Source organism: Bradyrhizobium sp. USDA 3315 (assembly GCF_054056795.1).
The window spans coordinates 2,826,601-2,850,899 of sequence record NZ_JBSRYP010000001.1; the positions used below are offsets into that span (position 1 = coordinate 2,826,601).

Annotated in this window: 19 protein-coding genes; 15 read left to right on the forward strand and 4 right to left on the reverse strand. The window is 61.0% G+C overall.

Annotation, left to right across the window (positions count from 1 at the left end; genetic code table 11):
• Positions 1–13: 13 nt before the first annotated feature.
• From ACVIYL_RS12955 to ACVIYL_RS12975, 5 genes are all read left to right on the forward strand, one after another.
• Positions 14–1,225, forward strand: coding sequence for an FAD-dependent monooxygenase (locus ACVIYL_RS12955; RefSeq protein WP_456778736.1), 1,212 nt, complete (start codon positions 14–16; stop codon positions 1,223–1,225).
• A 31-nt stretch (positions 1,226–1,256) separates the two neighbouring features.
• Positions 1,257–1,973: an isochorismatase family protein gene (locus tag ACVIYL_RS12960; protein ID WP_456778737.1), complete on the forward strand. Its 717-nt coding sequence runs from the start codon at positions 1,257–1,259 to the stop codon at positions 1,971–1,973.
• The gene (locus ACVIYL_RS12965; RefSeq protein WP_456778738.1) at positions 1,970–2,782 is read left to right on the forward strand and encodes an alpha/beta fold hydrolase; all 813 of its coding nucleotides are present in this window, start codon (positions 1,970–1,972) and stop codon (positions 2,780–2,782) included. The genes ACVIYL_RS12960 and ACVIYL_RS12965 overlap by 4 nt, the downstream gene beginning before the upstream one ends.
• A 58-nt stretch (positions 2,783–2,840) precedes the next feature.
• Positions 2,841–3,893: a leucyl aminopeptidase gene (locus ACVIYL_RS12970; protein ID WP_456778739.1), complete on the forward strand. Its 1,053-nt coding sequence runs from the start codon at positions 2,841–2,843 to the stop codon at positions 3,891–3,893.
• 111 nt (positions 3,894–4,004) lie between these two features.
• Positions 4,005–5,354, forward strand: coding sequence for an MFS transporter (locus ACVIYL_RS12975; RefSeq protein WP_456778740.1), 1,350 nt, complete (start codon positions 4,005–4,007; stop codon positions 5,352–5,354).
• A gap of 1,220 nt (positions 5,355–6,574) precedes the next feature.
• Here the strand turns inward: ACVIYL_RS12975 and ACVIYL_RS12980 are convergent.
• Positions 6,575–7,075 (reverse strand): helix-turn-helix transcriptional regulator, encoded by a 501-nt coding sequence (locus tag ACVIYL_RS12980; protein WP_456778741.1) that lies wholly within the window; start codon positions 7,073–7,075, stop codon positions 6,575–6,577.
• Positions 7,065–7,574, reverse strand: coding sequence for a hypothetical protein (locus ACVIYL_RS12985; protein WP_456778742.1), 510 nt, complete (start codon positions 7,572–7,574; stop codon positions 7,065–7,067). The genes ACVIYL_RS12980 and ACVIYL_RS12985 overlap by 11 nt, the downstream gene beginning before the upstream one ends.
• A gap of 501 nt (positions 7,575–8,075) precedes the next feature.
• Between ACVIYL_RS12985 and ACVIYL_RS12990 the strand changes: the two genes are divergently transcribed.
• The 7 genes from ACVIYL_RS12990 to ACVIYL_RS13020 all read left to right on the forward strand — a co-directional run bounded on the left by ACVIYL_RS12990 (position 8,076) and on the right by ACVIYL_RS13020 (position 17,366).
• Complete coding sequence (locus ACVIYL_RS12990) at positions 8,076–8,438, forward strand: helix-turn-helix domain-containing protein (RefSeq protein WP_057017764.1); 363 nt, start codon at positions 8,076–8,078, stop codon at positions 8,436–8,438.
• Positions 8,439–8,790: 352 nt separating this feature from the next.
• The gene (locus ACVIYL_RS12995; protein ID WP_349535758.1) at positions 8,791–9,093 is read left to right on the forward strand and encodes a helix-turn-helix domain-containing protein; all 303 of its coding nucleotides are present in this window, start codon (positions 8,791–8,793) and stop codon (positions 9,091–9,093) included.
• A gap of 612 nt (positions 9,094–9,705) precedes the next feature.
• Positions 9,706–10,251: a hypothetical protein gene (locus tag ACVIYL_RS13000; protein WP_143270848.1), complete on the forward strand. Its 546-nt coding sequence runs from the start codon at positions 9,706–9,708 to the stop codon at positions 10,249–10,251.
• Positions 10,252–10,825: 574 nt separating this feature from the next.
• Complete coding sequence (locus tag ACVIYL_RS13005; protein ID WP_143270850.1) at positions 10,826–12,232, forward strand: DUF1254 domain-containing protein; 1,407 nt, start codon at positions 10,826–10,828, stop codon at positions 12,230–12,232.
• A gap of 582 nt (positions 12,233–12,814) precedes the next feature.
• Complete coding sequence (locus ACVIYL_RS13010) at positions 12,815–14,446, forward strand: AMP-binding protein (protein WP_456778743.1); 1,632 nt, start codon at positions 12,815–12,817, stop codon at positions 14,444–14,446.
• A gap of 292 nt (positions 14,447–14,738) precedes the next feature.
• Positions 14,739–16,259, forward strand: a complete 1,521-nt coding sequence (locus ACVIYL_RS13015) for a flavin-containing monooxygenase (protein ID WP_456778744.1) — start codon at positions 14,739–14,741, stop codon at positions 16,257–16,259.
• 150 nt (positions 16,260–16,409) lie between these two features.
• Complete coding sequence (locus ACVIYL_RS13020; RefSeq protein ID WP_456778745.1) at positions 16,410–17,366, forward strand: 3-hydroxyacyl-CoA dehydrogenase; 957 nt, start codon at positions 16,410–16,412, stop codon at positions 17,364–17,366.
• Between the two features lie 79 nt (positions 17,367–17,445).
• Here the strand turns inward: ACVIYL_RS13020 and ACVIYL_RS13025 are convergent, their stop codons facing one another.
• Positions 17,446–18,459 (reverse strand): AraC family transcriptional regulator ligand-binding domain-containing protein, encoded by a 1,014-nt coding sequence (locus tag ACVIYL_RS13025; RefSeq protein ID WP_456778746.1) that lies wholly within the window; start codon positions 18,457–18,459, stop codon positions 17,446–17,448.
• Positions 18,460–18,591: 132 nt separating this feature from the next.
• Between ACVIYL_RS13025 and ACVIYL_RS13030 the strand changes: the two genes are divergently transcribed.
• Positions 18,592–19,674 (forward strand): hypothetical protein, encoded by a 1,083-nt coding sequence (locus ACVIYL_RS13030; protein WP_456778747.1) that lies wholly within the window; start codon positions 18,592–18,594, stop codon positions 19,672–19,674.
• Between the two features lie 433 nt (positions 19,675–20,107).
• Here the strand turns inward: ACVIYL_RS13030 and ACVIYL_RS13035 are convergent, their stop codons facing one another.
• Positions 20,108–21,427, reverse strand: coding sequence for a TAXI family TRAP transporter solute-binding subunit (locus tag ACVIYL_RS13035; protein ID WP_456778748.1), 1,320 nt, complete (start codon positions 21,425–21,427; stop codon positions 20,108–20,110).
• 126 nt (positions 21,428–21,553) lie between these two features.
• On the opposite strand from ACVIYL_RS13035, the gene ACVIYL_RS13040 reads away from it, so the two are divergent.
• Together ACVIYL_RS13040 and ACVIYL_RS13045 are read left to right on the forward strand one after the other, a co-directional pair.
• Positions 21,554–21,823: a hypothetical protein gene (locus ACVIYL_RS13040; protein ID WP_456778749.1), complete on the forward strand. Its 270-nt coding sequence runs from the start codon at positions 21,554–21,556 to the stop codon at positions 21,821–21,823.
• Between the two features lie 539 nt (positions 21,824–22,362).
• Entirely contained in the window at positions 22,363–23,790 is a 1,428-nt protein-coding gene (locus ACVIYL_RS13045) for a DUF1254 domain-containing protein (RefSeq protein WP_456778750.1), read from the forward strand.
• The last annotated feature ends 509 nt before the right edge of the window (positions 23,791–24,299 follow it).

A 24,299-nucleotide genomic window follows, 5' to 3' on the forward strand; every position in this document is an offset into this window, starting at 1 on the left:
TTCTGGAGGTATCATGAGTATTGATCAGGTCAAAAGGACGAGCGTCTTGATCGCGGGCGCCGGCATCGGCGGTTTGGCGATGGCGTTATCGCTGCTCCGACGCGGCATCGATTGCGACGTTTTCGAGCAGGCGTCCGAGTTGCGTGAAGTTGGCGCCGGCCTTTGGGTCTCCATGAACGGTGTGCGCGTACTTCGCGATCTCGGCCTCGCCGAGCAAGTCGAACAGAATTGCATCGCGGCCGAGCGACGTTCCATCCGGCTCTGGAACACCGGTGAAACGTGGTCCCTGTATGACCGGAGCACCGACGCAGCCCGTAACCAACCCTACCTTCTGCTGCGCGCGCACCTGTTGAAGATCCTTGTCGACGGCGTACGGCGATTGAAGGCGGACGCCATCCATCTGAACGCCCATGTTGTGGGATTCAGCCAGAGCCGGGACGGGATTCGGGCTCGGCTCGCGGACGGCCGCGAGATCGAAGGTCGGGCGCTGATCGGCGCCGACGGTTCGCATTCGAAGGTCCGAACCGGGCTGATCGGCCAGATCGAAAGCCAGTACACCAACGCCATCGCCTGGCGTGGTCTTGTGCCGGTCGACCGGCTCGAGCCGCATCAGCGCGAGCCCGTGGTGTCGACATGGATCGGGCCGACCGCGCATGTCACGGCATATCCGGTCCGCTGGCAGAACACGGAATTGATCACGTTCTCGGGGCAGGTCGATCGCAACGACTGGCTTCTGGAATCCTGGTCGGAGAAAGGATCTGTCGAGGAGTGCCTGAAGGACTTCGTGGGCTGGCATCCCGACATCATCGCGCTCGTCAGCAACGTCGAGAGCCTTCACAAGTGGGGCCTGTTCGTGCGGCCCACGCTGGCCGGTTGGTCGCAAGGACGGGTCACGCTTCTTGGAGATGCGTGCCACTCCATGCTGCCATATCTCGGTCAGGGAGTGAACATGGCATTGGAGGACGCCTCCGTTCTCGCCCGATGCCTCGAGCAGCACCCCGGCGATCCAGCGAGAGCTTTTCAGACATATCAGAGCCTGCGCCTGGACCGCACAACCAGGGTTGTGAAGTCCGCGGCCGGGATGCTGCCGATCTTCCACAACTCGGCGCTCTCCAGGGCCGAAACGGCGGGAGACTACATCAGGACGCAGTGGGCGCCGGAAGCGACCGCCGCTCGTTACGACTGGATCTACCAATACGACGCGACCGCCATTCCTCTTCATTGACATCTCTCCCCACGAGCACCGGTGCACAAGGATGATCGGCAAAGAGCAGCCCTGGGACAGGGTGATACCGCTCGAAGAGCGCGAGACCTATGCGATCGCAGGATTGGGTGGCGCGGCTGGATTCGGCAAGCGGCCCGCGCTGCTGGTGATTGACGTGCAGTACCGCTCGGTCGGTGACCGGCCGATGCCGATCCGCGAGGCGATCAAGCAATATCCAACCAGCTGTGGTGAGGCTGGTTGGTACGCCATAGCGCAGATTGCCGATCTGATACGGTTGTTTCGCGGCAGAAGATGGCCGGTGATATTTCCGCATGTCGCCTGCAAGGTCAGCCATGACCAGGGGGCATTCGCGGCAAAAATTCCAGGCATCATGCAGATTCCGCCCGAGGGCTACGACTTTGTTCGCGAGGTGGTTCCAGAGCCGGGAGAACTGCTGCTGCCAAAGACGCAGGCAAGCGCATTCTTCGGCACCCCGCTCACGACGTATCTCGTCGGGGCCGGGATCGATTCACTGGTGGTGACCGGCTGCACGACCAGCGGCTGCGTCCGGGCATCGGTGGTCGATGCCTGCGCGCTGAATTTCAAATCGATCGTACCAAGCGATGCCGTCTACGATCGATCGCCGACTTCGCACGCCGTCAACCTGTTCGATATAGCCAGCAAGTACGCAGATGTGATGCCCACCTCGGAAGCCATCGAGCGGCTTCATGCTCTGCCGGCCGATCGTACGCAGGATCGCCCGACATGAGTGTCGCCCAGGTCTCCGGTCTGCTCTACGGCGCTCACGTGCGCGCAAACGGCATCCGCCAGCATTACCTGCGCTTCGGCGGATCCGGTCCTGCCATCATCATCGTCCCGGGCATCTCCACGGCCGCGGCACAATGGGCGTTCATCGCGGAACGTTTGTGCATCAGAAATGACGTCTATGTACTCGACGTCCGGGGGCGCGGCCTTTCCGAAAGCGGACCGCACCTCAATTATTCGCTGGATGCCTGCGCCTCCGATCTGGTCTCGTTCGCCGAGGCGCTGGAAATAGGCGCGTATACCCTGCTCGGCCACTCCATGGGGGCCCGGATCGGAATTCGTGCCGCGCGCTGGCATCCATCGTCCATAAAGCAGTTGATCCTGGTCGATCCACCGGTCTCCGGCCCCGGACGTCGCGCCTACCCGAGTCCGATCGGGCCTCTTCTCAAGCTGCTTCATAGCGCAAGCCTTGGAGAGGCGGACGCGGTGCTGCGGAGCCCGTCCGCGCCGCGCTGGCCCGAAAAGCACATTCGTGCCCGGGCCGAGTGGATGCACACCTGCGATGAGCGCGCCCTGATCGAAAGTCACAAGGGCTTTCATCACGATGACATTCACAATGATCTCGCCAACCTCAGCGTCCGCACCTGGCTGCTCGTTGCGGGCAAAGGCGACGTCATCCGTCCCGAAGATGAAAGAGAGATTCAAAGATTATTGCCGTCCATCGAGATCAAGCGACTGGAGAGCGCAGGTCACCAAATGCACATCGACGACACGGAAGGCTTCCTTTCGATCGTCAGCGACGTCCTCGCCTGACCACTCGAAAGACCGGTCGGAGCGCTGCGAATACATGCCTGGAAGGAGATGACTGAAGATGACCCGGCAACGCATCGATGTTGAAATGCTCGAACTCTTCAAGGCCGAACTTGCACTTTGCAGGGTGAGCGAAGGCGAGGTCGTAGCTGTCCTGAGCGGCGGCGAGGATCAGTCGGAGTATGCCCAGACGTTCATGCTGGCCGCGCGGAGCCTTGGCGCGACAACCTTCCACCTCAATGTTCCAAAGTACGGCCAGAGCAAGGTTGCGGGCCAGCAGGGCAGACACGCGCTGAGCGGCAACCAGCCGGCGATCGACACGCTCAAGCGCGTGGATATGGTGATTGATCTTCTGGGCCTGCTGTTCTCGCGCGAGCAGCTCGAAATTCAGGAGGCAGGCACGCGCATTCTGCGCGTCATGGAGCCGTTCCACATTCTCAAAAAGATGTTCCCGACTGAGGATCTCCGCCGGCGAACCGAGCTCTCACGAACGCTCCTGCAGTCAGCCAGAACCATGCGCATCACGTCGCCGGGCGGAACGGATGTGACCTACGGCCTAAAGCAATATCCGGTCATTTCCGAGTATGGATACACCGATGAACCGGGCCGCTGGGATCATTTCCCGTCAGGATTTGCTTTCACGCAAGCCACGGATGGGGACGTCAACGGCACTGTCGTTCTGATGCCGGGCGACATTCTCTGCGCATTCAAGCGCTACATCCAGTCTCCGGTCACGCTCACCATCAAGGACGGCTACATCGTCGACCTCAAGGGCGAGGGCACCGACGCGACGCTCATCAGGAACTATATCGACAGTTTCGGCGATCCGCGAGGTTGGGCAATCTCGCATATCGGGTGGGGATCGAATGAGCGCGCCGACTGGCACCATATAGCTGCATCTCAGCAGCTCGCGTCGGAGCACATCATGAACGCGCTTTCCTTTTATGGAAACGTTCTGTTCTCGACGGGACCGAATACCGAGCTTGGCGGCACGAACGACACGCCGTGTCATCTCGATATCCCGCTTCGCGGCTGCAGTCTCTGGCTCGACGATATCCACATCCTCGACAAGGGCGAGTTTGCCTACCCGGAGTTGAGGGCGCCCGGCCGCTAGGCCTCGCCATCGAACCGGGACCCGGAGCCGCAGTTGCGGCTCCCAATGACGCGGAAAGCGCTTCGGCGACGATCATCCACTGTTCAGCTCTTTCAACGGGAAACGCACTGCATGTCTAAAACCGTCTCAGGCGCGGAAGATTACACGGCCAGGCAACGCTATTCGATCATGATCTCGGCGATGCTGGGATACATTCTCGACTTCTACGATGTCCTGATCTTTCCGTTTCTCCTACCCGCGATCCAGCGCTCAATGTCGCTATCGTTGACCGAGATCGGCTCTCTGCAGGCCCTGACACTCTTCGGATCGGCGATCGGCGGGGCCCTGTTCGGCGTCATCGGTGATCGCCTTGGCCGAAAGACCTCGCTTCAGCTCACGATCGCGCTGTTCTCGGTCGCGGCGATTATTTCCGCGTTCGCATGGAATTATTGGTCGCTTGCGGTGCTGCGGTTCATCACCGGCATCGGTCTTGGCGGCGAGTACGGCGTTGGCATGGTGCTTTTCAACGAGGCCTGGAAGAAAGGCAGCCGCGGCCTGGGCGCGGCTGCGCTGCAGGGCTGCGCCGTGATCGCATCGTCCACGGCGTCGATCGTCGGAATCTGGCTTATCGCGACGTTCAGCGACGAGTGGAGCTGGCGCATCGGCCTGCTGAGCGGCGGAGTGCCGATCCTGCTGATCATTTTCATCCGCTTCTTCATGCCTGAATCGAAAATCTGGCTGGAGTACGAGGCCCAACGCAAGGCCGGTCAGGTTGCAGAGGCAGCCCGCACTCTTCCCCTGGCCGATCTGTTCCGCAACGGGCTGGCGCGCCAGACCGTCACTGCCTGCGTGTGGCTGATGAGCTACATGCTTTGCTACTACAGTGTCGTCTCCTTCATTCCGACGCTGTTGCTCCGGGACATGCACACGCCGGGCGACGTGGTTCGCACCACGGCCGTTCTTCTTTCCGTGGTCAGCGGCATCTGCTATCTCGCCAACGGCTTTTTCAACGACAGGGCTGGCCGCCGGTTCGGTGCTCTCGTGCCGGCATTGTTCTGGATCGGTTCCCTGGTTGGCATGGCGGTATGGGGAGGTCAGCTCTATGCCGGCTCGAAGACCGGGTGGCCGATGTTCTGGCTCTATATCGGTTTCGGGATTGGCAACGTCGCGCTCGGCGTGACGGGCGTCTGGATATCGGAGCTCTATCCGGTCAATCTGCGCGCGACGGCGGTGTCCACATTCTATATGGGCGGTCGTGGCCTTGGCAGCATCGCGCCGGTTATCGTGCCCCTCGCGGCCGCTCATTTCGGCGGAAGCCTGCTGAACGGCATGGTCGCCGTGGCTCTTCCCGCCGCAGCTACCTTCGTTCTGGCCTCTCTTCTGCTTCCTGAGACGCTCGGTCGGGATTTGTCCGCGAAGGGCTTCAAAGCCGATGCGGACTCGGAGCCGGCGATGAAGGCTGCTCCGGTCTCGAGCGTATGATGCGCTCGTGAAATGACGAGCAGCCGGCGAGATGAGAGCTTGGCGCGCTCATCTCGCCGGCCCGGCGCGCAAGTTGGAATCCGCTGCCGGGCCGTCGATAGGGACAAATGACGTCTAATCGAGATCAGTAAGTCACTGAGTTTTCTCAGGCCAGGGCTGACTCTTAATTTGCCGGTCGATCGATTTCAGGAGGGGGTGCCCAGATCTTGGGCCACTCTCGTTCGCGCCCAGGACGCCGCAACGAAGTGGGGTGAAACGGCCGTGAACAGAACGCGACCGCTGCGGCCGTTACATCAAGAAAGATCAATAGGTTATCCCACAGTCAGATCGCAACTTGAATCGATTGTCGGTATCGGTGGTTGCGCCTCCAGGATTTGAATCTACTAGGGGGTCGAACAGGCAGCGGGTTCCGGCGGGCATAAGGTGCTTCCCAGTGAATTAGGCTGCCAATAGCAAAGCAGGCTCCCGCCATTGCGGATTTTGCGATGTACCGAAGCTCCCCCACCGTGCCAAGCGCTCACGCCACCATACGAAGGACAAACAGCGGTTCTTCGTGTCGGTGGTTGCGTTTGATTCCCTCCCTGGGCACCAAAACTACGCTTTTGTGCGCCAGACTACGATTTTGCGCGATAGCGTCGATAAGCGCCTGGCAGAGGATCAATTTGTGCACGTAGGAGTAGCGCTCGGGGCCAGCCTACGGCGAAAAATTCTGCGGACTATAGTGACGACAAAAAACATTTTCGGGGGTTCGATTCGCTCCCCCGCTACCAATCGTACGATTTTCTACGCCAAACTACGATCTTCTGCGATTTCGTAGGGCTAGCGGTAGCATCCGAGGAGAGGCGCCGGCTGCGAAGCAAGCCATTTCCTAAGTAGTGTGTTTCGCGAAATGAGTGGTTGGTTAAGCGGGGACAACATCGCTTAAGTCATCGATTGCCGTTGTCGAGGGCTCGATTTGCTTGGAATGGGGCTGCGAACGTGTGATCGCCAAGCAATCGGTAGAAATGGGCAACGTCCAATTATGACGTATTCAGCGTGGCCCGGCGCGCATGGATCAGACTCTCGACCCCGGTCGCGGCAAGCCCGGGCGCACTGATGATTGGGCCCAAGCTTGGTTTGATTTGGTGCCAGCCACGGTGGTGGTCGCAAGTGCGGCAGATCGCAGGAAATCGCGCTTGGTCAGCATGTACGGGCCGAGCTTTGGCGAAGTGCGCCTCTAATCATTGTCGCGATTCCTCCCGATACTGCCGCGGAGCGGCACCGGCAATTCGGCGGAAGGCACGGGTGAAGTGCGCCGGATCAGTGTAGCCGGAGGCGAATGCGATTTCGATGATCTTGAAATCCGTGTCGCGTAAAAGCTTTCTGGCATTTTCGAACCGAATGGTATCGATCAGATCCGAGTATGTCAGGCCGGCGTGCGCGAGCTTGCGTTGCAAGCTCCTGGTGCTTGCGCCAGCCATCTCCGCGATTTCAGCGAGAGCAGGAAGTCTTTCACCCAGATAAGACGGCAACATCAATTTGAGAGTTGCGATAATATCATGACCTGCTGGGCCAGCCCCATCGTCCTGCGGAGAAAGCATTTTTTCGTTTGCGCGATTGACGAGGCTGAGGAGGGAGATGGGAATATCGATCCACGATGCGTCCTGACCGGACAGGAAGCGCGTGTTTGGCCAGAATGATTGACACGCGGGGCTGGGCGTATAGCGGGCTTCAAAGGCCATTGTTGCCGGGGCCCAATCCGGCCCGGCGAATTGCTGGACCATGTATATGGGGGAAAATATTCTGGAGCCATTGCGAATGCTCGAGATGCAGGAGCCCTTTTGTTCCAGTGAGTCTGCTGCAAAACCTCACGTGATCGTCGTATCGCTCGATCCAGTTGCTCAAGTTCGAGTCCTCGATCGACGCCCATTTGCAGGCCTGCTGCAGCGCGACCAACAGCGTCGGGGCATGGCTGATCAGGGTCCGGGTTTTCTCGCTCAGGTGACAATAGTGCAGACGTCGGGAGGCGTGGTATCCGAAATCTGTAATGCCTTGCGACCTCCGGGCGATTTCCGCGAAGTCGATTGCCTGCAGTATCGGTACGTAGTGGTTGGCCTTTTCTTCCAGCGATGCCGGAAGACGAGATCTTTCTAGAAACGAACCTGTCGATGCGCCGATATCGCTAAGGATATCAGCGAAGGGAATCAGGAATTGGCAGCGCGTCAAATGAATATTTGCCACCCGGCTGCCCCTCGATCGTAGAATTGATACTGTCCGTCCGCGCCAATTTCGCCGGGCCCGGGCGTTTGCGTCGCCGACAAGAATGGGAGAATTCGCTGTCCCTCTCCCGGCAGGCCTCGTTCTCGCACAGCAGCTAGATCTCGCGTCGAGCAGAGATGCGGCTCTTTCGATGCGGGTCTTGCCGGCTTTTTTGGCGCCTTATGGCCAGACGGCCAACGACTCGCTTCATAGGCTGACATAAGACCAAGACTAGAGCCGGAGTGGAAGGAAGCGCAGCCTGTCGCTCCGCGTTCTATGAATCCCATCATCGTACCTTCGCAGTATTGCGTGCGCGCGACAATGGTCGAGCGAGAGCCGCTGGGTGATCGTAAGGCAATTTCTGGCGAGCCCCGGTTTTTCCCGGGCGGTTGGCCAGAGGGAGGCCCAGAACACCTACAGCCTCGAAGCCCATTGAATTTTCTCTCTAGAGTGAGCAAGGGCTTCGTGCCTTACATCCAACAGATGAGAGCTGTTCGTTTGCCGTCGTCGGAGGCGATCCGCGCGGCTATTGTCGCGTCGCTGCGACAAGGTGACGTAACCATAGGTCGAACCGCTCGCGCACTCAAGATTAGCGTCCGGACGTTGCAGCGTCACCTCGGTCGAATCGGCACAAGTCACAGTGAAATGCTCGCGGACGTTCGCCTCGACTTGGCGTGCCGGTTACTCGTGGATTCCAGCAAGCACCTGTCGGATATCGCGAAATTCCTTGGCTATTCCAACGCAAGCAGCTTCAGCCGCGCTTTCGTGCGTTCGATGAAAGTTCAGCCCGTTGTATACAGGCGGCAGCAACGTGCCCGTAAGCTGAGCGGGCGCGTCATCGCATAGGACCGGTGCGCAATCCACCGCTGAAGTATCCCAGATGATTGGCGCGAAATGGCAAGACGCGTGACCTGAATTGGCGCGAAAAGTTTAGTGAGATTATCACGCTCCGGAAGGATCTGACTGTTTTGACGTTCATGGAACACGGTGTGCTTTGGAAGCCGTCTGAGCCGATCGCAGTCGCGTATCTGGCGCATGGGATTTGTTGAATGTCCCAGCGCCACCGGCTGGCCCCGTTGTGGAAATGATGCCCGAGCAACGGAGAGAGTCCTGTTGCGATGTCGTCGGACGAGCGGAGAGGTTGGCCTTGAGTCGTCCTCATCAACCACTATCTGTTTCGGTCATATGTCGTACCCTTATGGTGAGTGAGCGTACGCTGCGCAATGCATTCAACGAGATCCACGGCGTCCCGCCCTGCCGGCGTCTTCGCATGTTGCGGTTGCTGCACGCTAGGAAAGTCCTTCTGGTGGCTGACCGCGAGCTGACCACCGTTACCCATGTTGCAACAGCTTGGGGCTTCAGTGAGCTGGGGCGCTTTTCTGTCGAGTATAGAAAGGCATTCGGCGAGAGTCCGTCTCAAACGCTTTATGGAAGAGTTCGGACCTGCTGTATCGGGGTCGAGCGTGGCGTCGGCGCAACGTCGAGGTTGGAATTTGCATAGCGCGGCTTCCTGAAGTGGCGCCAACTACATGGACTGTGGACAGGAGAAGGTCGATGGGCCGAGGTATGTTCATCCACGCGTCGCGCCGTGCGGTCATAGGTCGACCGACTTCATCCGTTGGGGCAAATAGGTGCCAGGCGGCAAATGACTGTCGTTGCGGTGTCGCTAACGCTAAGCCTTCCGATCATCTAGTCAGCGCATGCACAGGCTGATCTGAGCGCCTTATGCTGACTTTGGACACCGGCGTGGCAAGAAGACGCTGATCTCCTCACGCATCAGCAGCACGATTCGCGAAGTCGTTTCAGTCCGGCCACTAAGGAGAGATAGATAAAGATCACTCGTCGATCCCTTGCATTTGGTGGAATGGGCCTGCGCTGGCAGGTGCGGCTGCAACAAAATCAGCCCTTGCGCAGGATTCCTTCTTTGGCGTAGGCGCGGCCCGCGCCGGAGGGAGATTTCATCCTCATGCTGCGCATGTATTGGCCGCAAACGAGCCCGTCGATCATCAACGGCACATGGACGGTCCCTGCCGCCAAGAAGGTCGGTTGAATAACCTTGAACGCATGATGAGAGTGGGGGACCGGTAACTCGCGCCACAAAATGGAGGTAGGAATGAGCAACGCGACCATTGCAATAGACGGCCAAGCCGCTGTCACGCCCGCGACACTAAGCTGGAATTTCATCCGCTGGGGTCTCGGGCTGTTCATCACAGGATTCTTGACGGGCTTTATCCCGATCGCGCATTACATGTACGGTGCCATAGCCGGAGACGTGGGGCCGGACTTCCTGAGAAACATTACGCTCTGGTGGGGTTGTCCGGCGGTGCTGGCGGAATTGACTCTCAAGACAGGCGGCCTTGGCATGGTTGCAATCGGCTTTTGCTATCAGGCCATCAATCGGCAGGGCGCGTCGGCGAATATTTCCAGTCACGAGCGCGTTGCGCCCGTGCTGTGCTCATTCGGTCTGATCGCAACGCTCGTATCCGCTGCTGCGGGCTATGTGATTTGCAATTATTTCTGGCCGAATTTTTATTACCATGCGATTCCGACCGGAAAGAATCTGTGGCTCGCGGCGCAGGGACTTAGCATAGCCGTCTATGTGGTTGGCGTTTGTTATTCGTTCGCCGGCATCCGCAGAGCGTCGGCCCAATTTCGATGACACACCAAGCTGACCGGTGGCGGTTCGATAATATGTCCAGCCTTTCATGCCGTCGCACAACAAAGCAATCACGTCTTGCGGCATGGTTGCGGCATGAAAGGCGCTGGCTGGTAATTGCATGGTTCAGTGGAATCGCCGCTGGTGCACTTTGGATCTATTCAGGTATGCCAATGATTTGTCATTGAGCGGACGATTTCGACGGCTTGATACGGCATTTTGATTCCGCCATATCGAGGTTGGCTCAAGCCAGACGTTACCAGTGAAATCTAAGATACTGTGGCCGGCTTCCGTTGTTCGTTTGGGAAAGGGCATTTGGAAATGCGCCCCTCCGTCGGCGACCAAGGATAGGCGCGCATCCAACTGTCAGGCAGCAGCTCTCGTTCTCGTCCCAGGAAAGCCGCTTAACTGCGGGGACCACGAACTCGGTCGCGCTCAGCGCGAACAATCGAGGCCTCTGCCGAAATTGCATAGCCTGCAGAGCGGATTGAATGAAGTATCCTTCCGAGTGCCGGGAGCGGCCGTGCCTTGATGGAATACAACAGAAAGCTGGAGCATTTTAATGAATTGCAAAAGAATGGCGAGCCTGGTGCTCGCTGCCGGACTTGTAGCCAGTTCGGGGCCGGCGCTCGCACTGACAGCCGACGAGGTGAAAGGCATCGCCATGGATGCCTATGTCTACGGCTATTCGCTCATCACCACCGATGTCACGCGGGTGCAGATGACCCACACGGCCGAAGTGTCGCTGAAAGAACTGAAGTCGCCGCTAGCCCAGTTCCTCAACGTGCCGCGTTATCCGCCGGCGGACTATCGCGGCGTCTCGGCCCCCAATGCTGACACGCTCTATTCGATCGCCTGGATCGACGTGTCGGAGCCGCAGGTCTTCAGCCATCCGGCGATGCCAGACGGCCGCTTCTACATGTTTCCCATGTACAACCTGTGGATGGTCGACTTTGCCTCGAAGGGCAGCCGGACCGCCGGCCAAGGCGCGGCGAACTATCTGCTGACGCGCTCGGACTGGAAGGGTGAGGTGCCGAAAGGGATGGTCCATGTGCCGGTCGAGACCCGCTACATGGTCATCCTCGGGCGCACTTACGCTAACGGGACGGAAGCGGACTACAAGGCGGTGAACGGTCTACAGGCACAGCTTAAAGTCACGCCGCTTTCCGCTTGGGGCACCGACTACAAACCCAAGTCCGCGCCGCTCAATCCGAACCCGCCCTTCTCGATGACCGACAAGCCGCAGAAGGTCATCCTCGACATGGGGACCAAGGGCTATTTCGACATGCTCGCCAGCCTGATGTGCAAGGACGCCCCGCCCGTTGCCGCCGACGCGCCGATTGTTGAGAAGATGGCGCGGATCGGCCTGAAGCCGTGCGAAGCTTTTGACATGGGCAAGTTCGACGCCCAGACGCAGGCGGCCCTCAAGGACCTCCCTCAGGAGGCCTTAAAGAAGATTGGCGACAATCAAAAGAGCCTCGGCCAGATCGTCGATGGCTGGCTGATCACCAAGGGCCTTGGCGATTTCGGCACCGACTACATGAAGCGCGCGGTCGTGGCGGCCTTCGGCTGGCCTTCGAACGTGCAGGAGGACGCGGTCTATCCTTATACCATGGTGGATAGTGCCGGTGCCTCTCTCAACGGTGCGAACAAGTATACGGTGACCTTTGCAAAGGGCCAGGAGCCGCCGGTGAAGGGCTTCTGGTCGATCACCATGTATCAAATCGACCAGGGCTGGTGGTTCGTTCCGAACGCATTGAACAAATTCACAGTCAGCCCGCGCGACGATCTGAAGAAGAACGCAGACGGCACGGTCACGCTTTATTTCCAGACCGAATCGCCGGGCAAAGACAAGGAAGCCAATTGGTTGCCGGCTCCCAAGGGCGACTTCAACCTGATGTTGCGCATGTACTGGCCGCAGGAAACCAGTCCCTCGATCCTCAACGGCAGTTGGACGCCGCCGAAAGTAGTCAAGGTCAATTGACCGAAGGCGGCAATCAGTTTCGACTTGGACCCGGCAGCGACGAGCTGCCGGGGCGACTTTTGCGAGCGTTGCGGTTTCTACCCACGTCATCGTCGCGAGGGCAACGAGACCGGCGGCATCATCGAGTGAACCGTTCTCGACGGTCGCTGTTGCTGTTGTGATGAGCACGGCGCTTGCTCCGTCGCAGAATATAGATTTCTGCGACCATGGTTCGCGGTCCGCCAGCGCTAAGTTGTTGAGCTGTTAGAGCGTATCTCAGGAACTGCACCGTTGTATGCGACTTCGATCGTTTCGCATACGGGCCGCGCGCGCTGCCGCTGCAGTGAACCTTGATCCCGGGCAATCCATTGGACCTTGCCGGGCCGTCTCGATTGTCGCGCGATATCAAATTCCGATCGCGCCGTCACAAGCACAGAGCATCCGCTCCATGCGACGCAAGGACCACGGCGGCGCCCCGAGCGAAGTCCGAGGAGGCGATCGAGCCTGAGGCCATCCTGCCGAGGCAAGACAAGGCGTCCTAGTCGAGCCAGCGCCAACCATAACAAGTCGCATTGTCCCCGAGGGGGTTGGGAGGAATTCCCGATGAACAAGCCCTGGATCAAGACCTACGCGCCCGGCGTCCCCGCAGAGATCGACGATGACGCCTATCCCTCGGTCGTCGCGCTCTTCGACGCCGCGGTTGAGCGCTTCGCCGACATGCCGGCCTTCGAGTGCTTTGGCTGTGCCATGACCTACGCCGAGATCGACCGCGCCTCGCGCGCCCTGGCGGCCTATCTGCAGCAGAAGCTCGGCGTGCGTCGCGGTGACCGTCTGGCGCTGATGTCGCCGAACATCTTCGCCTTCCCGATCGTAACGCTCGGCATCCTGCGCGCGGGTGCCGCTCAGGTGAACATCAACCCGCTCTACACACCACGCGAGCTTGCTCACCAATTGAACGATGCCGGCGTCGAGACTATCGTCATTTTTGGCGGCTCCACCCCGGCGCTCGCCGAGATCATCGATCAGACCCCGGTCAAGACGGTGATCACTCATGACCTCGGCGACTGCAGCGGCCTTGCCATACCGTCTCCGACGGTCGACCTGCGGCTAACCTCGACGCTGCGCCTCGCCGACGTGCTCGCCGAGGGTGCGCGGCTGCGGCTCGATCCGGTAGCACTCGGCGGCGATGACATCGTCTTCTTCCAGTACACGGGCGGCACCACCAGCCTCTCGAAGGGCGCGATCTTGAGCCACCGCAACCTGGTCGCCAACACCGAGCAGTTCAAGGCGTTTTTGCCGGAGGCGACCGAGCCGGGCCGTGAGGTGCTCGTCCTGGCGCTGCCGCTCTATCATATTTTCGGGCTGATGATGATGCTGGCTTACGCCACCATCGGCGCTCGGGCGGTGCTGATCCCGAATCCGCGGGACCTGGACGCCTTCATCACCGCGATCAAGGATGCGAAGTTCTCGGTGCTGCCGGGCGTCAACACCCTGTTCCAGGGGCTAATGATGCACCCGCGCTTCAAGGAGATCGACCTCTCGAACTACAAGATTGCCATCGGCGGCGGCACCGCCGTGATCAAGGCGACCTCGGAGAGGTGGAAGGCGCTGACCGGGCACCACATCAAGGAGGGCTACGGCCTCTCGGAGACCTCGCCGATCCTCTGCCTGAACCCGATCGCCGGCGAGGCCTTTTCCGGAGCCTGCGGCCTGCCGCTACCCTCGACCGAAATCGCTCTGCTCGACGACGAGGGCCGAAGGGTCGCCGAGGGCGAGGCCGGCGAGATCTGTGCGCGCGGCCCGCAGGTGATGCGCGGTTACTGGAACAACGACGCCGCCAACGCGACGGCCTTCACCACGGACGGCTTCTTCCGCACCGGTGACATCGGAGTCTTCATCGAGGGCGGGTTCGTCAAGATCGTGGACCGCAAGAAGGACATGATCCTGGTCTCGGGCTTCAACGTCTACCCGAATGAGGTCGAGGCCATCGTCACTGCCTGCGGCGGTATCGCCGAGTGCGCCTGCATCGGCGTCGCCGACGAGAAGAGCGGCGAGGCGGTCCGCGTCTACGCGGTGAAAGGGCCCGAGGCGACGGTATGCGAGGCGGACGTCATCGCCTACTGCCGCAAGGAACTCGCCGGCTACAAGGTGCCGAAGCAGATCGTCTTCGTCGACGCGCTGCCGAAGTCAACCGTGGGCAAAATCCTGCGGCGCGAGTTGCGCACGCCGGTCTGAGGAGGGGCCGGTCGGCGGCGGCGCCATCGCCCCGTGTCGCATGAAATCAAGATTACGACCCGCAAGGCAAGGCCGCCGGGACCGGTTTCGCCCAAGCTGCGGGACAGGGAATGGCGGCAAGCCGATCCGCCACCCGGAGGAACGCCGGTCCCGTGATCCGAACTGATCCCAAAGCCCACAGATGCAGCCGCAGCCGCGTATTGGCGATGTTCAAGCGCCGCGCGGACCGACCCCGAGTCGCGACGAACCGAACTTGTCGCGTCTTGGATGACATGCTCGAGGAGCCAAGACGATGATGCACGCCACCTTCGACACCGTTAGCACCCGCGCCGCCGCCGCTCCGGCCGGCGAAGTCGACCTTCTGGTAGTTGGTGCCGGCTTTGCCGGCATGCTCGCCGCAATCGAGGCGCGCCGCCGTGGCATCACGAATGTCCTGATCATCGACAAGGGGTCGGACTTCGGCGGCTGCTGGCGCGAGAACACCTATCCGGGTATCGCCTGCGATATCCCCTCGCATCTCTACTCGTTCCGCCGCAACCCGAACGCTGACTGGTCGCGCACATACTCGCCCGGCGCCGAGATTTTCGCCTATTCCCAGAACGTCGCCCGTGAAGAGGGGCTCTACGCGCGCACCCTCTTCGGCAAGACCATGACCTCGGCCGACTGGAATCCGCAGACCCGCCGTTGGGAGGTCCGCACCGCCGAGGGAGACCTTTTCCTCGCACGGGCGCTAGCATCTGCCACCGGGCCGCTCCATCAGGTCAAGCGGCCTGACATCCCCGGCCTCGAAAGCTTCGCCGGTGCAGCCTTCCACTCCGCCCAGTGGCGCCACGACATCGATCTCACGGGCAAGCGGATCGTCGTCATTGGCACCGGCGCCAGCGCCATCCAGTTCGTCCCGGAGATCGCCAAGGTCGCTGGTCGGCTCACCGTGATCCAGCGCTCGGCACCTTACGTGATCCCGCGTCACGACCGGGTGCTGCCTGCCTGGCTGAAGTGGGCCTACCGCCATATCCCCGGCGCCCGCGCCCTGCGCCGCACCATCCACTACTATCTCGACGTCGAAATGAAGAAGGGTATCTTCACCCACACAGGGCTGCTGCACCGGTTTGCCGCGAAGGAGGCGCTGCGCAACCTCAGGAAGGCGATCACCGATCCGATCCTGCTCGCCAAGCTGACCCCGAACTATGAGATCGGCTGCAAACGCGTGCTGGTGTCCGACGACTGGTACCCCGCGCTCGCCCGGCCGAATGTCGCGGTCGAGACCGCCGGCGTCGCCGAGGTTCGCGCCGACCGGGTGGCGCTGCGCGACGGCACCGAGATCCCGGCCGACGTCATCGTGTTCGGCACCGGCTTCCATGTCGCCGACGCGCTGATGCGCCTGCCAGTCCGCGGCCGCGACGGCCGGACGCTCGGCGAGGCCTGGCAGGCCCGCGACGGTTCGGTCGGAGCCTACTTTGGTGGTGCGGTGCCCGGATTTCCGAACTTCTTCCTGGTTCACGGGCCGCGTACGGGCTCGGGCTGGATCTCGGCGTTGCTGATGATCGAGAGCCAGGTCGAGCATCTCACCCGCGTGCTCACTGAGGCCTGGAACAAGGGCACCGACGCCATCGAGCCGAACGAAGCCGCCTATACGGCCCTGACGGCCGAGCTCGACGAGCGGGTCCAAAAAATGGTCTGGAGCCAGGGCGGCTGTGCCTCCTGGTATCTCGATGGCCACGGCCGCAATCGATTGACCTGGCCAGGCAGCCACACCGACTTCGATCGCCGCAACCGGGCGGCCGGCCTCGAGCGCTACTGCCGTGCCACCTAAAGCACGGCCGTCGGTCCCCAAACGCAGCGACCAAGGATGAACCTCACCGACATCGCCCCGCTCGGGCGCCGCCCAAGCAGGCATTTTGCAGTCTGCCCACGGGCTGACAAACCCCCTCACATGTCGAAATAGGGTGCGAAGGAGATCCACATGTCCAAGAGCGGACTCGAGCGGCTGACGGTGCTCGGCGCAGGCGTCCTCGGCGGCCAAATCGCCTGGCACGGCGCCTTCAAGGGCAAGACTGTCGTGATCTATGATCCTTATCCGGAAGCCCTCGACAAGGCGCGGGCCGCGCACGCGTGGTATGCTGCGATCTACTCGGCGCAGCTCGGCGCCACTGAGGCGGAAGTCGAGGCCACCCGTGCCCGCCTGAGCTATACCGACGACCTCGCCAAGGCGGTGGCTGACGCCGACCTCGTCATCGAGGCGGTGCCGGAGATGCCCGACATCAAAGCCGAGGTCTATCACGAGATGGCGGGCCTGCTGCCGGAGCGCACCATCGTCGTCACCAACTCCTCGACCTTCCTACCGCGCGACTTCGCGGAGGCGACCGGCCGACCCGCACAGTTCTGCGCCTTGCACTTCGCCAACATGATCTGGGCTCTGAACGTGGTCGAGATCATGGCGCAGCCCGGTACCGCGCCCGCGACCCTCGAGGCGGTCACCGCCTTCGCCATAGAGATTGGCCAGGTGCCGGTGCCGGTCCGCAGAGAGCAGAACGGTTACATATTGAACACTTGGTTCGTGGCGCTTCTCACCGCTTCCCAGAGCCTCGTCACCAACGGCATCGCGACGCCGGAGGATGTCGATCGCACCTATATGATCGCCAATCGCGGCTGCGCCATGGGCCCCATGGGCATGATCGACATGGTCGGCATCAAGTTAGTCCACGACATTTCCCACTTCTGGGGCACCAAGCGGAACGACCGGCAGATGCTCGCCAACGCCGCTTATCTGAAGGAACGCTTCCTCGACCGCGGGTTGCAGGGCGCGATGGGAGGCGAGGGCTACTATCGCTACCCCGACCCGGCCTATACCGATCCAGGGTTCCTCGCGGTGCCCGACATCGCCGACGCACCGTCGATCGCGCGCTTCGCTGTCCTCTAGAGCATGATCACCGACGTCTCAGGCCCGCAGTTGCACGATCATCGTTCAAAGATCTCCAGGCGGCGATCATCCGACATGATCAATTCGCCTGACGAAGGACATCAGAGCGATAGGCGAGCGGCGAATCCCCGTACCAGCGTTGGAAGGCGCGGGTGAAGACGCTCTGGTCGGCATAACCTACCGCCTCTGAAACCTGTGATAGCGGCAGCTGGGTATGGGTGATCAGCGAGAGCGCTCGCGTCCGTCGCCAGTCGTCAAGCAGCACGCTGAACGACAGTCCTTCGATCCTCAGTCGCCGCTGCAGGCTACGAGGCTCCACTCGCAGGCTCCGCGCGACGCTGTTGAGCGAGCAGCTTCCGAATTCCATCTGCCGGGCGATCTCCGCGCGCACCTCATCACCCGCCCGGCCCGCCACCTCGCGCCGCGACGTCACCAGGTAGCGCCGGATGATCGCGTGGTAGGCGGTGTCCCGGCTCTCGAGTTGGAGATCGAGCAACGCCCGGTCGAAGTAGAGCGCGTTGCGTTCCTCGCCGAAACGGACCGGGCAGCCGAAGTAAGCCTCCGCCGCCGTCGCGTCGCTTCCAATCGCCTCCTGCCGCAAGCTGGCCTCGACAAGCTTCACGCGGCGGCCGGCCGCCTGGTCGAGCGTGTTCTTTGCGACCGCCAGCGCCCCGAGCATGTATTGCCGCGTCACGCAGGGCACCGGATGCAGGCCGACCACCATTGCCGCCAGGTCGCCCTCCTCCTTCAGCGCCAGCACGAGCGCGTTCGAGTGGATCACTAGATTCTCGCCGATCGCCGCCAGTGCGTCGCGCAGGCTGCGCTCCATTCGGGTGACCAGCGCTACCGGCCCGAGGATCTCCAAATGCTGGTAGGAGGCGATCCTCAACCCGAGGTCGGGTATTCCCCAATTGGCTGCGCATTGTTCGCTAAGATTGCAGAAGGCTACGAAATCGATCTGCTCCTCCGGCCGGCGCAGCAATACCGGGTCGAGACCGACCGCACGCATGATTGCGGAGAGGTCAGCGCCCCGTTCAGCGGCGATCTCGCGGAAGCCGGTCAGGCTGGTCGCCCGAGTGAAGTACTGCGCCATTTGCGCCAATTCTCCTGCATGACGCGAAATATCAAATTATCGCGACTGACAGCAAATCGCAATCAAGCGCCGTGGGCCCACGGTCTCCCCCATCAACTCTCCGCGCGACGCCATCCAAAAAAGGAGAAACATGTGAGGAAAGCGCTCCTGATCACCGGCTCTCTGCTCGCGGCGTCCCCGGCATTCGCCGGCGGCCTTGAGCGTTCCGGCCAGCCCGTCACGCTGTTGTTCGAGAAGGGCAACCTGGTCACCCTCGACCTCTACTACCTGACGCCCAGCGCCGTCGGGATCGACGCCGCCGGCACATCCAGCGGCAACGTCGGCAACAACACCTACCGCTTCGGCGGCGGCATCAAGAACGACTTCAACGAGAAATGGTCCGCCGCGCTGATCATCGACCAGCCCTATGGAGCTGACTTCGCCTACTCCCCCACGTCACGCCTGTTCGGCGGCACCGGCGCCAATGTCGACTCGGTCGAGTTGACCGGGCTCGTGCGCTACAAGTTCAACCAGTTTTTCAGTGTGCACGGCGGTCCCCGCCTGGCTAGCTTCAGCGCCGACGCGAGCCTGGGCGGGGCCGCGTACGGGCGGCTCTCGGGCTACAAGCTCGACATGGATAACGCTTGGAGCCTCGGCTACGTCGTCGGCGGCGCCGTCGAGATTCCGCAGATTGCGGGCCGCCTGGCAGTGACCTATGGTTCGCCCATCAGTTTCCAGCTCGACACCCACGAGAACATTCTCGCCTCCTCGACCGCCAACGTCACGATGCCGCAGTCGGTGAACGTGGACTTCCAGGTCGGCGTTGCCAAGGACACGCTGCTCTACGGCACCGCGCGCTGGGCGAACTACGACGGCTGGTCGATCGCGCCCGGCGGTCTCCTCGCGGTGGCCGGCGTACCCCTCGCGTCGAAGGACTACGATATCTGGAACTTCAAGGCCGGCCTCGGCCGCAAGCTCAACGAGACATGGTCGGTTGCAGTGCAGACGACTTACGAGCCCGCGATCAACAAGCCGCTCGGCCCGCTTAACCCCTACGACGGCTACGTGTCCCTTGGCGGCGGCGTCACCTATACGACGGCGTCGGGCTCGAGGATCACTGTCGGCGCCGAGTATGCGTGGCTCGGCGACGTCAAGGTTGTCTCAGGTGGCGGCAGTGCAGCATTTAATGGCAACTCTGCCGCCGCGGTCGCCGTGAAGTTGGCCGTCCCCTACTGAGGTCGCTCGACTGAGCCGCTGGCCTGGAGCCTCTCCAATTACCGGTTGGGAAAGGGGGGCGGTCTTGTATGCAGATGGCGCGCCGCACGCGACACGATTCGAACGTGTGGCCTCAACCGTCGGAGGGCAAAGGTTCTACGTTGGCACGATACTCCCCTTTTAGTTTGCGCGATATTGTTGGCTTTTCCCCGACCCGGACCTTCGCGGCCTTTCAACATTCGCCTTTCAGAGCGTAAGCTGAACTCGCTTACGGGCTCATGAACGGCGTCATGCGGAAGATTGGATAAGATACCGTAGGTTTGGTTGGTGTGGGGAAAGGCGGTAGGTAGCGGTTGCGGAAGTTCGCTTTGATACGGCTGGCCATTGCTCATTGAATCCGATCAGAACATCCGAAGTATCGCATATTGCCGCGGCTATTCCGGAGCCGGCAGTCTCAGCCACCGTCCGATTGAGGCGGTTTCAGCGTGGCTCGGCGGGCATGAATCAGACCTTCGACCCTGTTCGCCGCAACGTTCAACGTGGCCATATCGGCCGCATCGTCGTCCCCGTTCGCGATCTTGAGACGCTGGTCGCTCAAGATGTCATCAATCCGGTCTTCGATGTCGGATAATTCATCCTCGCGCTGGGCCTTGCGAACCCGGCGAGCCAGGGCATAGAGCGCGTCGAGCGCCGATGCATCCGGCTTTGACGTCCGCAAGCCGATAAACCTCCAGGCCGCGGCGAGGATAGAAGCCAGTCCGCCAAGGATCATCGGAGTCAGGTAGATCGCATTGCTCCATTCGTCCAAGAAGCTCTCTTGGGTGCCGTTGAAGTATTCCGCTGCACCAGCGTGGACTGGCAGGAAGGCGTCCGGATCCGTATCAGGGGCGGTGACCTGCGCCAGGATCGGCAGTTCGCCGATGAGGTCACGGCGCGCGGCGAGAAGCGATCGTGTCAGATCGGATATGGTGTCGCGATTGAGCTTTTTCTGCGCGACCAGGTAGAAAGACACCCGCAGTGTCGTCAGGTCGTCATCGGGGACTGCCGGCGAACCTCTGAGCGTACCTTTCGGCACGTCGAAGCTTTCGTAGGCTCGATGACTTTCCGCAACCGCGCCGGCGGCTTCAATGGGAATGAGCACCGGCAGGGATTTCGAGTTCTGCGGGAAGAGGCTGCGTGCCAGCGACAGGTATTTTGGGGTCAGTGGAATGACGAGCAGAAGGGCGTCCACGCTCTTGGATTCGACTGCCCGGCGCGCCTCAGGCAACGAGACATCCTTGAATTTCACGTTTGCGCGGTCGAGATCATATTGCTGACGCAGTGCGTCAACGACGGCCCTGTTGATCTCTCCGCCGACCACGCCAACGCGACGGCCTCTCAAGCTCGCCACGTCGCTCAGCGGCGAGCCGGGAGGGGCCACAATCAGCACGACCGCGTGCGCAAGCACGAGGATTGCCTGGGCCTGCGACAGGTCGCCGACATCGCCACGGACGACGGCGAGGTCGACCTTGCTCGAAGAAAAGGCGTTGGCGGCCTCGAGGGCGCTCGACTGATTGACGATCCGCAGTCTCACTGGTGCCGACGTGGCGGTCAGGCGACTGGCGATGGTGGACAAGACCGTAGCGGCCTCACCGTCAAGCGATCCAACCGCGACGGTAAACGTGACCGGTCGAACGTACCAGAAATAGGCGAACAGCCCCGCGCCAATCGCCAGCAGCAATGCGCCGCTCACCATCACAATACGAAGCCAGGCCGGCAGTTTGATGGCGGTCATCGATTAATTCCCCGACTGAAACTAAGCCTTGCGCTGAAGCGTCATCAACGGCGCTTCTCTGACGCAGCCGTATCTTGTCTCTGAGTTGTATTCCGTTCCGTCGCGGGTCAAGCAATGGATCACGGCATGAAGCGGTTCGAACGCTGGTGCCGCCCCAGGTTGCTCGATGTGTTTATTTCCAGGGGCCGCCAGACGGCAGACTTGCTTGAAGAGACGTTTGATGCGGGAAAGGTCGACGCCCAAGGGGCGGAGCAACCTGCCGCAGGGTGGGACGATCCGCTGTCCGGTCAATGCCATATCGCTGTCTGCGAGTTGCTCGAGGTGAGAGGGATATCAAGCCCCATTCGACGCCGCGAACCGACTCTGGCTTTGCTTATGATGTGTGAGCTCATGTAGCGAGAGGCGCGCCCCGCGCACGGTCGCCCGCGAAGGGACCTGCGGCAGGTGCGCGGCTGACGGGGTATAAATCTGCATTGAATGCCTTCATTGAGTGGTTTCCTCGCGAACCGGCCAAGCGCGCCTGCGCTCCCCCATCGTCGGGGCGAGCGCGCAATGGAAGAAGTTATAAGCGCCAATTTTCTCCCGATCGGCTATGCAGTTTCGGCAAAAGGGTGAGGGGCCGTTGGCCGCGTGCCGTGAAAAGCCCTTCGCGGTCGCACCGAAACCGATCCTGCGTCCATTGGTCCGCGACCATAGCTCGCGCTTGCCGAATTTGCATAGCGGGCCGCCAAGTTCTCCGTAAGTTGGTAAGGCGACGAGGAGTGGCTCGTATGCCAGCTCGCTCAACATGGCACGGGAGCATTTGATGCAAAAGCGATCGATCCAGAGCTCGTACGCGCCGATGAAGCGCGAATTTCTGCGGTAGTTCCTGGAAGTTGTATCGTTGTCACTCGCCAATCGTTTGAAGTTGTTTCATCAGGTATCAGGAGAACAAAATGGAGATCACTCGTCGTAATCTTGCGCTGGGAGGCATGGGCCTGCTGGCAGGTGCGGCTGCAACACGATCAGCCCTTGCGCAGGATTCCTTCTTTGGCGTGAGGGAGGGCCTCGAGGATTTTTGGCTCGCGAGCGACGCCTACGTTTTCGGCTATCCGTTGGTGACGATGGAGATGACCCGCCGGGTTCTCACCAACGTCGCCGAACCCGCGGAAACGAAGGCGCCGATGGGGCAGATCATCAAGATGCGCCAATATCCGGATGCCTCATTCAAGGACGTCACGGCACCGAACGCGGACACGCTCTACACGACTTCCTTTTTTGATGTCGGGAAAGAACCGTGGGTCCTCAGCATCCCGGACATGAAGGGGCGTTATTTCCTGATGCCGATGCTGGACGGCTGGACTACGGTGTTCCAGGTGCCGGGCAAGCGCACCACCGGCACCGGAGCACAGACCTACGCGATCACCGGACCTGGCTGGAAAGGCACGCTGCCGGACGGCGTGAAGGAGTACAAGTCGCAGACCAACATCGTGTGGCTGCTCGGCCGCATCTATTGCACCGGCACGCCAGAGGACTACGCCGCCGTCCACAAGCTGCAGGACGAGTGCAAGCTCGTTCCGCTCAGCGCATATGGCAAGCCGTACACGCCACCTGCGGGCAAGGTCGATCCCTCGATCGACATGAAGACGGCTGTCCGCGAACAGGTCAATCGCATGGACACGGTGTCGTATTTCAAGCTGCTCTGCGAGCTCATGAAAACCAATCCGCCAAACGAAGCGGACGCCCCACAGCTTGCCAAATTTGCCCGCATCGGCATCGTCCCCGGACAGGATTTTGACGAGAGCAAGCTCAAGGCGGACTTCATGAAGCGTGTGCCGGAGGTGTCGTTCGACAGGATCATGATCCAGTTCAAGGTCAACAAGGCCGTCAAGAACGAGAACGGCTTTGACTTCACGACGAGAACCGGCATCTACGGCACCGACTATCTGATGCGGGCCCTTATCACCGCGATCGGGCTCGGCGCCAACCGTCCGCAGGATGCGGTCTATCCGACCTCGCAAAAGGACGCGGATGGCCGCAAGTACAATGGCGCAAACAAGTACGTCATGCGATTCCCCAAGGGGCATCTGCCCCCGGCGGAAGGCTTCTGGTCGCTCACGATGTACAACAGCGGCTACTTCTTTGTGAACAATCCGCTCAATCGCTACTCGATCAGCGCGCGGCAAGAGCTGAAGCAAAATCCGGACGGCTCAACCGACCTCTACCTCCAGAAGGACTCCCCTGGTAAGGACAAGGAGTCGAACTGGCTTCCCGCGCCCGAAGGAGATTTCATCCTCATGCTGCGCATGTACTGGCCGCAAGAAACCGATCCGTCGATCATCAACGGCACGTGGACGGTTCCCCCCGCCAAGAAGGTCAGTTGAAAAAGAACTTGAACTCGTGCCGGCCCTCGAGTGGGCCGGCACGGGCCAAGCCTTCCGGCTTACGTTGCGCCGCCGCGAAAAGCTGGATCATGCGGGCGGCACAAATTGCTTCGATGCACGCAAAATTGGGATGTGATGTGCCCTGTTGATCCTAGGAGCCAGGCCCATAGGCGGGGACAACAAGACACGGACCCCGGCTTTCATTTAGAGCTTCAGTCATAGCCATGGCGATTGTAACGACGTCACTAGCGTCCGCGACTGTCCACGCCGACGAAGGTGGCGTTTCTTATTGGCTTTCCGGCCGCTTCAGCAGCCTCGCAGCGCCCCCTCAGGTCCCCGGCTGGTCGATGGCGGAAGTTTGCTATCACACCAGCGTAAGCGATTTCTGCAATAAAGCGACCGCCAAGGAGATCCAAGTTGGCGGATTCCCTGCCACGGGTGAAGGTCGATCTGAATCTCCGTTTGAATGCGCAGGCGGATCTCGTGCTCCTCAATCCCGATTACACGTT

Coding starts and splice junctions, on each gene's coding strand:
- ACVIYL_RS12955 (WP_456778736.1), top strand. CDS start 14: ATGAGTATTGATCAGGTCAAAAGGACGAGCGTCTTGATCGCGGGCGCC.
- ACVIYL_RS12960 (WP_456778737.1), top strand. CDS start 1,257: ATGATCGGCAAAGAGCAGCCCTGGGACAGGGTGATACCGCTCGAAGAG.
- ACVIYL_RS12965 (WP_456778738.1), top strand. CDS start 1,970: ATGAGTGTCGCCCAGGTCTCCGGTCTGCTCTACGGCGCTCACGTGCGC.
- ACVIYL_RS12970 (WP_456778739.1), top strand. CDS start 2,841: ATGACCCGGCAACGCATCGATGTTGAAATGCTCGAACTCTTCAAGGCC.
- ACVIYL_RS12975 (WP_456778740.1), top strand. CDS start 4,005: ATGTCTAAAACCGTCTCAGGCGCGGAAGATTACACGGCCAGGCAACGC.
- ACVIYL_RS12980 (WP_456778741.1), bottom strand. CDS start 7,075: ATGGCCTTTGAAGCCCGCTATACGCCCAGCCCCGCGTGTCAATCATTC.
- ACVIYL_RS12990 (WP_057017764.1), top strand. CDS start 8,076: ATGAGAGCTGTTCGTTTGCCGTCGTCGGAGGCGATCCGCGCGGCTATT.
- ACVIYL_RS12995 (WP_349535758.1), top strand. CDS start 8,791: ATGGTGAGTGAGCGTACGCTGCGCAATGCATTCAACGAGATCCACGGC.
- ACVIYL_RS13000 (WP_143270848.1), top strand. CDS start 9,706: ATGAGCAACGCGACCATTGCAATAGACGGCCAAGCCGCTGTCACGCCC.
- ACVIYL_RS13005 (WP_143270850.1), top strand. CDS start 10,826: ATGGCGAGCCTGGTGCTCGCTGCCGGACTTGTAGCCAGTTCGGGGCCG.
- ACVIYL_RS13010 (WP_456778743.1), top strand. CDS start 12,815: ATGAACAAGCCCTGGATCAAGACCTACGCGCCCGGCGTCCCCGCAGAG.
- ACVIYL_RS13015 (WP_456778744.1), top strand. CDS start 14,739: ATGATGCACGCCACCTTCGACACCGTTAGCACCCGCGCCGCCGCCGCT.
- ACVIYL_RS13020 (WP_456778745.1), top strand. CDS start 16,410: ATGTCCAAGAGCGGACTCGAGCGGCTGACGGTGCTCGGCGCAGGCGTC.
- ACVIYL_RS13025 (WP_456778746.1), bottom strand. CDS start 18,459: ATGGCGCAGTACTTCACTCGGGCGACCAGCCTGACCGGCTTCCGCGAG.
- ACVIYL_RS13035 (WP_456778748.1), bottom strand. CDS start 21,427: ATGACCGCCATCAAACTGCCGGCCTGGCTTCGTATTGTGATGGTGAGC.
- ACVIYL_RS13040 (WP_456778749.1), top strand. CDS start 21,554: ATGAAGCGGTTCGAACGCTGGTGCCGCCCCAGGTTGCTCGATGTGTTT.
- ACVIYL_RS13045 (WP_456778750.1), top strand. CDS start 22,363: ATGGAGATCACTCGTCGTAATCTTGCGCTGGGAGGCATGGGCCTGCTG.